Below are 12,407 nucleotides of genomic sequence, written 5' to 3' on the forward strand. Positions count from 1 at the left end.
ATTTTGTTATTGGAACAAAACACAAAGTCTTCCAAACTAACAATTGGAACTATTTAACCCCTAGACACACGCCTAACCTCTCTTTAAAAGGAGAACTTGAATTTGCCCTTAAATATGAGGGAGTAAACTTATGTGTACTTTTAAAGTTATATTAATCTATTTCTGGCAAAAATCAGAAAAGACTTTTGTGTGGGATTAAAATATTTTCTTTCTATTATTTATAATAGCGAGGAACTCTTGAAGTGATACAAGCAGTAGCTTCACTATTTGCACCCCCAATTCTGGCAAAATCTAAAGTTGGAATTGAAAGGGTTGACGTAGGGTTATCCCCAATTAAGGTTGCTAAGTCTCCAAACGTAATGTCATCAATTGTAGATACATCTACAACCATAAAATCCATAGAAACAGATCCAATAACAGGTACTTTTTTATTATTAATAATTACAAAGGTTTTATTACTATAGTGCCTGTGGTATCCATCACCATATCCAACTGAGAGAATTGCTATTTTAGAATCATGTTTTGCTTTAAAAGTTCTTCCATACCCTATAGCATCTCCCTCTTTTAATGTCTTAACTAAAATTACTCTAGCTCTCCAACTTAAAGCAGGAACTATCTTATTATCAATATTATCTTCAGGCAAAATACCTATCCCATAAAGAATCTTTCCAGCCCTAACTAAATCATAGTCCAATTCCCTATGACGTAAAATAGCAGTACTACATGAAACATGTTTAATCTTAAATGGAGTTTTACTAGCCTCAAGCTTACTGCATACCATTTTAAAGTAAGAGTGCTGCATTTCTGCATATTGAATATCTTCCTCTTTAGTTGAATCTATTGATGCGAAGTGGGTAAACCCACCTTCAACTAAAATCTTGTCTGAGCTAAATATTTGTTTTATTTCTTCAACTACAGTGGATATTTCATTTTCTGAATAGCACCTAAATCCAGTTCTTCCCAGCCCTGTATCTATTTCTAAGTGGGCCCTTATCTTCTTATCACAATCTTGTAAAGCAGAATTTACCTGCTTTCCATATTCTAAAGAGAAAATATTAATAATGAATTGGTTTTTAATACACTCTTTTAATTTGATAAAAGGAACCCAACCAAAGATCATAATGTCTTTGGTGGTTCCACTATTTCTTAGCTTAGTAGCTTCTTCAAAAGAAGCTACTCCATAACAATCACACTCTTTATCAAATATTTTTATACAATTTTGAATACCATGCCCGTAAGCATCCCCTTTAACCATACCCATGATTTTTACTTTTTCACCAACCAATCTTCTTACAACAGAAGTATTGTTTTCAAGTCTCTGAAGATCAATCTCAAGGTAGTTACGGGCTGTCTTTATATCCATATTGTTAGCAATCATACATCTCTGATGAGGTATCGGGTATCATTTCAATAGCCTTTTTAAGATTATCAACATCAGAAACAAGGGCTAGTCTTACATAGTTGCCAAGTTTAGGACCATAAGTAATTCCTGGAGTAATTAGCACCCTTCTCTCTTCCCACAACCGCTTAGTGAACGTCACACAGTCCTTAACAGGCAATTCTGCCCAAACGTAAATAGAGCCTTGTGAGTTAAAACATTTCCACCCTTTTGCATTTAGTCCTTTAACAACAACATCTCTTCTTTCTTGATATTTAGCACTCTGTTTTTCGTGTGTCTTGGTATCAAAAAATAGCTCCAACGCTTTTGCTCCTGATAGCTGAACGGGGGTATAAACACCAGTAGTGTAATCAACTAAAGATGCCCCATATGCATGTACTATTTCTGGATTTCCTACAATACAAGCTAATCTCCACCCTGCTAAGTCAAATATTTTTGAAAAAGTAAATATTTCAACCCCGACATCTTTTGCACCTTCCGCTTGTAAAAAACTAATTGGCGTTCTGTTATCAAAGACAATTTCACCATACGCATTATCATGACACACTATGTAATCGTTCTTTTTAGCCATTTTTATAACTTCTTCAAAAACATCCATTCCCCCATAAGAACAAGTTGGGTTGTGGGGATAGTTTAAATAAATCATATCACAATCTGAGCGGTCTAAGTCTTCGTATATTGGTTTAAACTCATTTTCAGGGTCAAGTCTGTATTCACATTGTTTCGCTCTAGCTATTTGAGCACCTATTCTATATGTGGGATAACACATATCAGGCAGTAAGACTCCTTGCCCTTCATTCACAAAGTTAACAGCCATATCGATGATAGCTCTCTTAGCACCAGCTAAAGGAACTACTTCAAGTTTAGGGTCAAGTTCAACTTTATAGCGCTCTTTATAAAATTTAGCTACAGCTTCGTTAAAAGTTTTATTTCCCCATTTACCGGCATAGCGATGGTGCTGTTTTTTTGCCACTTCACACTGCATAGTTTCTACAACTTCATCATTTGGAGCGCCATCGGGTGAACCAATTGTTAAATCATAAACAACCTCTCCCTCTTTAACCTCCTTCTTCATCTCTTCAAGAAGGTGGAAAATTTTTGCCTCATCACCAAAACCTCTAATAAGTTTAGATCTAATCTCTCTGTTAAACATTGTGCCCTCACTTCTATACGTTTATTATATTTTTAAGAAATAGTTTTGTCCTTTCAGAACCATCACCTTTGAAAAACTCATCTGGTGGACGAGTTTCAACAATATTTCCCCCCTCAAAAAAGGAGATATAATTTGCCACTTCCTTGGCAAACCCAAGCTCATGGGTAACAACAATCATTGTCATTCCATCCAGAGCTAAATTTTTCATTACCTCTAAAACTTCTTTAATCATCTCAGGATCTAGTGCACTAGTTGGCTCATCAAAAAGTATTAAATCTGGCTCCATTGCTAAACATCTTATTATAGCAACTCTTTGCTTTTGCCCTCCTGATAATTGAGATGGATAGTGGTTCATCCTATCAGCTAATCCTACTTTCTTAAAAAGTTCTTCTGCCCGCTTTTTTACTACCTTATAATCTTGTTTTAGAATTTTCCTAGGTGCTATCATAACGTTATCTAATGCTGTTAAATGGGGAAAGAGCTCAAAGTGTTGAAACACTATCCCAACTTTAGTTCTGATTTTTCGTACGTTGTGCCTGGTGATTACTTCATTCTTAAAAATAATCTCCCCTTTTTGGTATTTTTCTAATCCATTTATGCAAAACAAAGCTGTACTTTTCCCAGAACCGCTTGGCCCACAAATTACATGTGTTTCACCTTTATAAACTTTAAAGTTAACTCCTTTTAATACTTCAAAATCACCAAAGCTTTTGTGTAAATCGTTAATTTCAAGGATTAGTTCTCTTTTATCATTATTTGCTTGTGACGCCATATTAATCTTCTCCTATTATGCTTTTCCAATCATTTTTAGTTTGCCTTTGATTTCAAGCTTTCGCCCAATTACTGTAAGAGCATGGCACATAACGAAATATAAAATCATTACATAAATATAGATAATTTGGGGGTTCCCAAAAGCTTCCATTGCTACAGTACCTGTGCGAGTAATTTCCACATATCCTATAGCCGAACAGGTAGCTGTCCCTTTTATTAGGATAACCATTTGGCCAAGTAAAGCAGGCATAGTTAAATTAAGAACTTGTGGCAATATTACATAGCACATCACCTCAATGCCATTCATCCCCAGTGACTTCCCAGCCTTAAACTGTCCTTGACTTAAGCCATCTATTCCACCAGCAATAATTTCACTAATATAGGAAGAGTTAAACACAGTTAAAGTAACAACACTAGCAATAAAAATATCCCTAATTGGTGTTGTAAAATAAATCAAAAGTAATAGTAGCAAAAAAGGAATACCTCTTATAACACCAAGATAAACTCCTAAAATTTGATTTATAATTATCCACTTCCTTGATCTGATAACTCCTAACAAAACTCCTACAACAAAGGATAAGGCCAATGAAACTAATGCAAGTTTTAGAGTTTGAGGAAGGCCTTGTACTATCAACAGCCTCCATGTAATTAAATGCTTACTTAATTCCATTTTTGCCTCCTTTGAAGTAAATAGACAACAAATTGTATTACCCAAAATGTCACTACATAAAATATTGCAGATCCAATGAAAGCTGTACCTGGAATAAGATATTTGCTATTTAAGTACCTTGAGACTGAAGTAAGCTCAACGATAGTAACTAAAGTTAATAAAGAAGTATCTTTAAGAACATATGAAGCTTGCCCAGTTAAACTTGGATAAATACTTTTCAGTGCTTGAGGTAATAAGATTCTAATTAAAAGGTGTACACGACCGAACCCTAATGATAAAGCAGCTCTTTCTTGCCCAGGGTTTATTGATTCTATTCCCCCTCTAACTATTTCGGCAACAAAGGCACTCTCATTTAAGATTATTGCCATCATTCCAGCTACTGGAGCGGACAATAAAATTCCCATATAAGGTAATCCGTAGTACAACAAATACATTTGAACAATTAAAGGAGTTTCTCTAAAAATATCTATATACCATTTCAAAATAAAAGTAATTACTGGTATACGCATACAAAGAACAACACCTATTATAAGCCCAAATAGTAGTGAAAGTAGAATCCCAACTCCTGCATATTTCAGAGTTGCAAAATACCCATTAAGCAGTTGAGGAAAAAATCTTATAAATAGTTTTAGATTAAATTGCATATATTTTTACTAGTAGGGGTCTAATAAATAGACCCCAAATTTTATTAAATATTTCCACCTAGATAGCATTTGCTTCTAAAGTTGGAACCCACTCTTTACCAATCCATTTTTCATAAATACGTCCAAACTCACCACTTGCTTTAATTTCTTGCAAGAATATATTCATACTATTTATGAAAGCAAGATCTTCGTAACGTGTTGCAAATCCATAAGTTTCAATATCTAAGTAACCATCAGGTAAAATCTTAAAAGAGCCAGGATAAATATCCATCATATCCAACCCAGCAAATTCACCATCTAAGATACAATCAATTCTTCCAGCTTTTAATGCTTCGGTCCATTCACTTTTACCCGCAAACGTCAACATTTCAGCTTTTGGGAATCTTTGTTCAATAATATCAATGTAGACGTTCCCCTCTGTAATTCCAATTTTAACATTACTACTGTTTAAATCATCCCACTTAGAAAGCCTTGAGTTTGCATTTAAAACTGCTACAGTTCCTGTTAAAATAAATGGATCTGATAAGGCAATACTTGCTGTTCTTGGTACAGTCCTAGTCATATGGCAAGCAAGAATATCAAAATCTTTATTTAGCAACCCAGGAATCAATGCTGCCCACTCTACGTTCTTCATCTCCATCTTTACATCAAGTTTTTCAGCATAAAGTTTGATTAGATCAATTACAAAGCCTTCTATTTCACCTGTTGTAGAGTTGACTTGTCCAATTGGTGGGAACCGAGCCCTTACCCCAACTACCATTTTTCCATCTTCTACAATTCTTTGTAGGGTATCAACTCTCTCTTCTTTAGCAGAACCAACACCTTGGCCGCATCCTACTAAAACTGATAATACTAGTAAAATAATTAGCATTACTGAAATAAAACCCTTTTTCATAAAACATCCTCCTATTATTTCGGATAGCTACAATAAAACACAAACTTATGTTCTACCTTGAAACCATATAGCAACTTCTATGCCAACTAACCATGTGTAAGAAATGGTTCATTATGTATTTAATTTTATTAAATTTATCTCACATGCCTCACTTCTATTACGTATTAAAGAGTTAATCACGAGATATTGTTCTTTTTATTAATAACAACAAGATGAGATTATTTTCATCATCGATGGTGCTAATTTCACCACTTGCTCACTTAACTTAACTTTTTCCTAACTGTATTACGATCTAATTCAAGCCGTTTAGCAGTTTTAGAAATATTCTTTCCCTCTTGCTCAAACACCTCTTTAATTATCCTTTCTGAAATTTCTTGGAAAGTTCCTTCAAAAATGTCATCTGTAGTGATTGCATCAAATTCTCTAGAAGTATTTAGCGATTTAGATAAAATTTTTTCTGCATAACTAGAGCCCTCTATTGACTCATAAACGATGAATCTACTAGCGATATTCTCTAACTCTCTTACATTACCAGGCCAGCGGTATTCATTTAATAATAACTTAAACTCATCACTCAAAAGATCAATTCCAATTTTTCCGTCACTTCCTTCTAACAAATATTTATTAAATATAAGTAGAATATCTTTTGATCTATCTCTTAGTGGGGGTATATTTAAATCTAAAACATTCAATCTATAAAAAAGATCCTTTCTAAAGTTTTTTTCTAATATTGCCTCAGTCAAATTTGCATTTGTCGCAACAATAATTCGTACATTTATGGGAATAGTCTTCTCTCCCCCAATTCTTCTTATCTCTTTTTCTTGCAAAACCCTTAAAAGTTTGGTTTGTAACTCTATATTCATTTCCCCAATTTCATCTAAAAAAAGAGTTCCACCATGAGCTATTTCAAATAACCCTACTTTCCCCCCTTTCCTAGCTCCTGAAAATGCTCCATCCACATAACCAAAAAGTTCACTTTCTAATAAGTGTATAGGAAAAGCAGCACAATTAATTGGGACAAATGGACCACTTTTGACACTACTTTCGTTATGAATACTTTGGGCAAACATCTCTTTACCTGTACCAGTTTCTCCAAATATTATTATATTGCACAACGATTTACTGTACTCTTTGGCCTGTTTAATACACTCTTCCATCTCCACTGACTCCCAGATAATATCCTCAAAGTTATATTTAGCTTCAAATCCTGTACTTTTAATTTTATCCCTAAGAGCTAAAGCTACATCTCTAAAACTATCAGGTTGTTGGACCAATAAAACCATCCCTATTCTTTTTTTCTCCTTTTTTAAACAGGTTGATTTTATTGCTAAATAATTTCCTTCGTAGATCAAAATAGTATCAGTGTCATGGGTAGTGCTGGCTATATCATCAGTATCAAATATTGTTGGGAAAAGGTCGAATACTGTCATATTTAATAGGGATTTAATTGATTTGCCTAGCAATTTGGCTGCAAATGCATTTACCTGAGTTATTTTTCCATATTCATTAGTATACAGTACTCCTTCTCTGACAGTATTTAAAATTGCTTTAAATCGTTCATTTGTAAGTGACTGCTCCTTTAAGCTTGATTCTATTAATTGGGCTTTTAAAATTGCCTCTTTTACAGACTCGTATCCAGACTCAAAAAGGATACATTTAAGGTTTGCATTTAATGCATAAGTATATGATATATAATCAGCTAAAATTATTGACTCTTCTTCTTCATAAATTTTGTTAAAGATTAAAGGTAGCTCTTGTTCTTTTTTTATTGTAAAAATCTCAACACTGTAACCCAAAATTTCAGAAATTGCCCTAATAGAAGTAGTTAGGTTTTTAAATCCTACTACTTTAATTTTTGAATACTTCTCACTTATTTTTTTAAATTGCAATAAAATATCTAAATAAGAGAGCTGTATCTCAACAACTGGAACTTTTAATTGACTACGTATAAACTCAGCAGTTCCTCCCCTACTTATGAAGACAGGGGTACTCTCTCTACTTAAATAATCAGCCGCAATTTTTACTCCTGCGGCCAAGTTGCCAACTAAGCTAACACCATCTCTAATTTCTAAATCTTCCATGACCACATCAGCTAAATCTTTTAGATTTGGATAGGGAGCCACAAATACAACCATTACATCCTCCTGGTGATTTTTTAGTCACCTCTGGTGAATTATACTACAACTAATGCCTAATTCATAACTATATTTTCCTCTCTCACTTTTGATTTAACCATTAATATTAGCACTTCATAACTTCAGATAAAAAGAACTCCAAAAAAACCACCTCTGAATTTGGCACAATAATTGCATAGGATTTATATGAGGTGAGAAAATATGATTATTATTGCTGATGATTTGACAGGTGCAAGTGATAGTGCCATCCAGTTTTCTAAGGAAGGATTTAAAACAATAGTATTTCCTAATATAGATCGATTTTTTAAAAATAACAAAATAAATGAAAACTATAATATCATCTCAATAAATACAGATACACGAAATTTAGATGCAAAAGAGTCTTATGAAACTGTATACAAATTATCAACTCTTTTCAAAGATAAAGTAGTATTTAAAAAAATTGACTCACTGATTAGAGGCAACCCTGGTATTGAAATCGAAGCTGTAATGGATGGGACAAAATCAGAAATTGCCTTAATTGCTCCATCTTTTCCCGAAAATGATCGATTCATTGAAAACGGACTTTTAGATACCGAGTCTGGGCTAGTTAATGTTGTTGAAGCTTTTCAAAGTGAACTAAATTCAGAGATAATTCATGTCCCCTTATCTGTTATAAGAGGTGGTTTTGAAGATATAAAAGATTACATAAAAAAGAAACAAAAAGAAACTAATACTAAATTTGTCCTATTTGATGCCACTAGTGATTCAGATTTAGAACTAATTTATAAATATGCATGCTATTTAAGAAAAAAGGTGGTACTGGTAGGTTCAGGTGGCTTTGCAAAAACAGTAGCAAAGAACTACACCATTTTATTCAATAACACCTTACTGTCTGTTGGCAAGCCAAGAAAAGAATCAAATTTAACATTAGCAGTAATTGGTTCAATTACAAAAACTAGTAAAATGCAATTAAAGGCTTTGATAGAAGCATACCCTGATAAAATCTGTTTAGCCCCTTCCAATCTACTAAAAGTACCTGATAATGAATTTGTTATTAACCAAATAGCAGAAAAATGTCTTTCAATTTTATCAGGAGGTTCTGAGTTATTAGTAATAAGTTTAGATTCGATACTAAATAGGCCCAAGAGAAATATTTTTGATAGTATTGAAGAATTAAAAAATGGGGAAAATATTGGGGCAAACTTAGGTAAAATTGTTTTAAAAGTTTATGAAAAAATCCCGTTCCAAACAATTATTACTACTGGAGGAGATATCTCGTTATTTGTTTGCTCTCAATTAGAGGTAAAAGGGATTGAACCAATATATGAAATAGAACCAGGCATTCCTCTAGGAAGAATAATTGGAGGAATAGCAGATAATTCAAACATTGTAACTAAATCTGGAAGTTTCGGAAATAAAAATTCTTTAGTAAATATTGTTAATTATTTCATTAAAAACAAAGGAGATAATCAAATTGTCAAAAATATTAATTCCTAGCCATACTTATATTGATAATAATCAATATATAAATCTCAGCAACCTAATTAATTTGTGGAAGTCAAAAAAAATCCTGATTATTACAGATGAAAACATTCGAAAAGCAGGATTATTAAAACCACTAGAAACATTATTTAGTCAACTAGAATGTAGTTATACAATAATCGATGATTCTCCAGCAGAACCATCTGCTGATGATGTTGATCAAATTAATTATCAGGTAAATTCTGTTGAGTGTGATTCAATTATTGGAATCGGAGGTGGATCAATTTTAGACATCACAAAGCTAATTGGAACTATGTACCATAGCAAATACAAAGTAAGAGAGCTAATTGAAGATTCCTCCTTAATAACTAAGAAAGTTAAAACTATTGGAATACCAACAACTTGTGGAACTGGTAGCGAAGCTACCATAAACTCCATTGTCTCTTTACCAGAAAAAGGGACTAAACTTGGAATAGTTAATACAAGTTTTCTAATGGATGCAGTCATCCTAAACCCAGAAACGTTAATAAATCTACCAAAAAGTCTTGTTGCTTCAACTGGAATAGATGCGTTAACCCATACTGTAGAGTGTTACACAGGAAATAAAGCAAATATTCTATCAGACTTCTACGCATTAGAGGGTGCTAAACTTATTTTTGAAAATCTTGAAAAAGCATATCTTGATGGATCAAACATATTGGCAAAACAAAACTTACTATTAGGCTCATTCTTTGGTGGTATTGCAATAAATAGTAGTGGAACAACTGCTGTTCATGCTCTTTCTTATCCATTAGGAGGATCTTTCCACATCCCTCATGGAGTCTCAAATGCTATAATGTTTGTTCCAATCATGAAGTTTAACAGAGACTCAATAGAAGACCGTCTAACATCTTTATTCGATTATGTTTTTAAAAACATAAATCTCAGCACAGAAAACGAAAAATCTCAATTTGTTATAGATAAAATAGAAGACCTAGTAAAAGTTACAAACATTCCCTCAAAACTGGATCAATATGGGGTAACAATTGATGATTTAGAGTTCTTGGTAGATGCGGGGTCTAAACAAAAAAGGTTACTAGATAATAATAGAAAACCTTTAACTTTAGATGATATTGAATCGATTTATAGAAGCTTATTGTAGAGGAGAGTTTTGAATGAACAATAGACCAATTTTAGGAATTACCATGGGAGATCCATCAGGTATAGGACCTGAGATTATTTTAAAAGCTCTTTTCGAAAAACAAGTATACGATGATTCAAAGCCTGTAATTATTGGAGACCATAAAGTAATCAACAAAGCCCTTAAGTTGTTAAACAATGATTCTTTTTCAATTAATGTAGTTGGTAATGTTGATGCGTGTTTATTTGAGTATGGAACTATTGATGTTTTCCATTTAGAGCTAGTAGATATGGAAAAGTTTACAATAGGTGAAGTTAGCTCAATGAGTGGTAATGCAGCGTTTCAATGTGTTAAAACAGCAATTGAATTAGCATTACAAAATAAAATTGATGCGACTATAACTGCCCCTTTAAATAAAGAATCCTTAAATTTAGCTGGTTTTAAATATTCAGGCCACACAGAAATTTATGCTGAATTAACAAAGACATCAGATTATTCAATGATGCTAGCAGAAGGGAATTTAAAAGTAGTTCACGTTTCAACACATGTTTCTTTAAGACAAGCTTGTGATTTAGTTAAAAGAGAACGTGTGTTAGCAGTAATAGAGTTAGCATACAATGCTTGTAGAGACTTAGGAATTAAAAGTCCGAAAATTGCAGTGGCTGGGCTAAATCCCCACGCAGGAGAAAATGGCTTATTTGGAACTGAAGAGATTAATGAAATAATGCCTGCTATTAGCGATGCTAAAGCAAAAGGTTTAGATGCCTCAGGTCCTTACCCTCCTGACACAATCTTTCCAAAAGCTGTTGGAGGCTTTTATGATATTGTTGTTGCTATGTACCATGATCAAGGACATATACCTTTAAAAGTTTTGGGCTTTCAATACGATCAAGAAAAACAAAACTGGAAAGCTGTTAATGGAATCAATGTAACTTTAGGGCTACCAATTATTAGGTCCTCCGTCGACCATGGAACTGCATTTGAGATTGCTTGGAAGCAAATAGCAAACCAGTCGAGTATGCTGCAAGCAATAGATTATGGAATAAAACTAGCGAAAATAAGAATAGCAAGGAGTCAAAATGAAGATTGAAGGTATTATAACACCTATTCTAACCCCAATGAATAGTGATGAAAGTGTAAATTATGACAAATTGGAAGAGTTTGTAGAAATGCAAATTGAAGGGGGTGTCCACGGTATATTTTGTTTTGGTACAAATGGTGAGTCATACATCCTCAGCGATGATGAGAAACTAAAAATTCTTGAAAAAGTTGTTAAAGTTACAAATAAAAGAGTGCCTGTTTTTGCTGGAACTGGGCAACCAGGAACATTACACACTATCGAATTGTCTAAAAAAGCAAAAGGTCTTGGAGTAGATGCACTTTCTATTATATCCCCCTTTTTTGCAGCTCCGAGTCAAGATGATATTTACAACCATTACTACAGAATTGCAAAAGAGGTAGATTTACCAATAATCGTTTATAATATTCCTGCCAGAACTGGAACAAACATTAGTCCTTTAACCATAAAAAGACTTTCTGAAATTGAAAATATAGTTGGCGTCAAGGATAGCAGTGGTAACTTTGATAATATGCTTCAATATATAGAGCAAACAAGAGAATCTAATAAAAAACGCAATTCAGATTTTGTTGTACTCAGCGGTAATGATTCTTTAATTTTATGGTGTCTATACGCTGGGGGCGCAGGAGCAATCTCTGGAGTGGCAAATGTATACCCACGTAATATGGTCTCTATTTATGAAAATTTTATCAAAAAAGAGACTGATAAAGCAAAAGCTGCTCAAGATTCAATTAGATCTTTCAGAGATGTTTTTAAATATGGTAATCCCAATACAGTTGTTAAAACTGCAGTGAACCTACTAGGATTTGATGTTGGTCCATGCAGAAGTCCATTTAATTCTATTAGTGAAGAAGGAATCAAACAATTAAAAACTGTTTTGGAAGAAAATAAAAATCTTAACCTTAATTAGAATTAGTCCAAATTATAACTTAGTGGGTATATTTTTAATAATCTCATACCCACTAATTATTTAACCTTATCTTTGTTATCCACCCTTTTACTATATGTAAACTCCTATGCGTGGTTTTGTATGTTAGTCGCTGTATACGCTGTTCTTGCCAGAGCGTTTGGCTACAAA

Annotated in this window: 11 protein-coding genes; 4 read left to right on the top strand and 7 right to left on the bottom strand. The window is 33.3% G+C overall.

The genetic code is table 11. The features are described from left to right. Positions 1–214: 214 nt before the first annotated feature. From alr to M0R38_11925, 7 genes are all read right to left on the bottom strand, one after another. The gene (alr, locus tag M0R38_11895; protein ID MCK9482434.1) at positions 215–1,378 is read right to left on the bottom strand and encodes an alanine racemase; all 1,164 of its coding nucleotides are present in this window, start codon (positions 1,376–1,378) and stop codon (positions 215–217) included. Then, entirely contained in the window at positions 1,368–2,552 is a 1,185-nt protein-coding gene (locus tag M0R38_11900) for an aminotransferase class I/II-fold pyridoxal phosphate-dependent enzyme (GenBank protein ID MCK9482435.1), read from the bottom strand. Before M0R38_11900 ends, alr begins: the two co-directional genes overlap by 11 nt. 13 nt (positions 2,553–2,565) lie before the next feature. Further along, entirely contained in the window at positions 2,566–3,288 is a 723-nt protein-coding gene (locus M0R38_11905; protein ID MCK9482436.1) for an amino acid ABC transporter ATP-binding protein, read from the bottom strand. A gap of 51 nt (positions 3,289–3,339) precedes the next feature. Next, complete coding sequence (locus tag M0R38_11910; GenBank protein MCK9482437.1) at positions 3,340–3,993, bottom strand: amino acid ABC transporter permease; 654 nt, start codon at positions 3,991–3,993, stop codon at positions 3,340–3,342. Continuing rightward, complete coding sequence (locus tag M0R38_11915) at positions 3,984–4,637, bottom strand: amino acid ABC transporter permease (GenBank protein MCK9482438.1); 654 nt, start codon at positions 4,635–4,637, stop codon at positions 3,984–3,986. Before M0R38_11915 ends, M0R38_11910 begins: the two co-directional genes overlap by 10 nt. A gap of 58 nt (positions 4,638–4,695) precedes the next feature. Next, positions 4,696–5,532 (bottom strand): transporter substrate-binding domain-containing protein, encoded by an 837-nt coding sequence (locus M0R38_11920; protein MCK9482439.1) that lies wholly within the window; start codon positions 5,530–5,532, stop codon positions 4,696–4,698. Between the two features lie 260 nt (positions 5,533–5,792). Further along, positions 5,793–7,667, bottom strand: a complete 1,875-nt coding sequence (locus M0R38_11925) for a sigma 54-interacting transcriptional regulator (protein ID MCK9482440.1) — start codon at positions 7,665–7,667, stop codon at positions 5,793–5,795. 201 nt (positions 7,668–7,868) lie between these two features. On the opposite strand from M0R38_11925, the gene M0R38_11930 reads away from it, so the two are divergent. The 4 genes from M0R38_11930 to dapA are packed head-to-tail and all read left to right on the top strand — an operon-like array spanning position 7,869 to position 12,239. Continuing rightward, a complete protein-coding gene (locus M0R38_11930; protein MCK9482441.1) occupies positions 7,869–9,146 on the top strand; it encodes a hypothetical protein in 1,278 nt (425 codons plus the stop codon). Continuing rightward, on the top strand, positions 9,124–10,272 hold the full coding sequence (locus M0R38_11935) for an iron-containing alcohol dehydrogenase (protein MCK9482442.1): 1,149 nt from the start codon (positions 9,124–9,126) through the stop codon (positions 10,270–10,272). The genes M0R38_11930 and M0R38_11935 overlap by 23 nt, the downstream gene beginning before the upstream one ends. A 13-nt stretch (positions 10,273–10,285) precedes the next feature. Then, positions 10,286–11,341 carry a 4-hydroxythreonine-4-phosphate dehydrogenase PdxA gene (gene pdxA, locus M0R38_11940; GenBank protein ID MCK9482443.1) on the top strand — a complete coding sequence of 352 codons (1,056 nt, stop codon included), beginning with the start codon at positions 10,286–10,288 and terminating at the stop codon, positions 11,339–11,341. After that, positions 11,331–12,239: a 4-hydroxy-tetrahydrodipicolinate synthase gene (gene dapA / locus M0R38_11945; protein MCK9482444.1), complete on the top strand. Its 909-nt coding sequence runs from the start codon at positions 11,331–11,333 to the stop codon at positions 12,237–12,239. The genes pdxA and dapA overlap by 11 nt, the downstream gene beginning before the upstream one ends. Positions 12,240–12,407: the final 168 nt, after the last annotated feature.

It is taken from the genome of Bacteroidia bacterium, assembly GCA_023228875.1.
Taxonomy (GTDB): Bacteria; Bacteroidota; Bacteroidia; order NS11-12g; family UBA955; genus JALOAG01.

Excerpts from the sequence above, each read along its gene's own strand:
- alr (MCK9482434.1), bottom strand. The coding sequence starts at position 1,378 with ATGATTGCTAACAATATGGATATAAAGACAGCCCGTAACTACCTTGAG.
- M0R38_11900 (MCK9482435.1), bottom strand. The coding sequence starts at position 2,552 with ATGTTTAACAGAGAGATTAGATCTAAACTTATTAGAGGTTTTGGTGAT.
- M0R38_11910 (MCK9482437.1), bottom strand. The coding sequence starts at position 3,993 with ATGGAATTAAGTAAGCATTTAATTACATGGAGGCTGTTGATAGTACAA.
- M0R38_11915 (MCK9482438.1), bottom strand. The coding sequence starts at position 4,637 with ATGCAATTTAATCTAAAACTATTTATAAGATTTTTTCCTCAACTGCTT.
- M0R38_11920 (MCK9482439.1), bottom strand. The coding sequence starts at position 5,532 with ATGAAAAAGGGTTTTATTTCAGTAATGCTAATTATTTTACTAGTATTA.
- M0R38_11925 (MCK9482440.1), bottom strand. The coding sequence starts at position 7,667 with ATGGTTGTATTTGTGGCTCCCTATCCAAATCTAAAAGATTTAGCTGAT.
- M0R38_11930 (MCK9482441.1), top strand. The coding sequence starts at position 7,869 with ATGATTATTATTGCTGATGATTTGACAGGTGCAAGTGATAGTGCCATC.
- pdxA (MCK9482443.1), top strand. The coding sequence starts at position 10,286 with ATGAACAATAGACCAATTTTAGGAATTACCATGGGAGATCCATCAGGT.
- dapA (MCK9482444.1), top strand. The coding sequence starts at position 11,331 with ATGAAGATTGAAGGTATTATAACACCTATTCTAACCCCAATGAATAGT.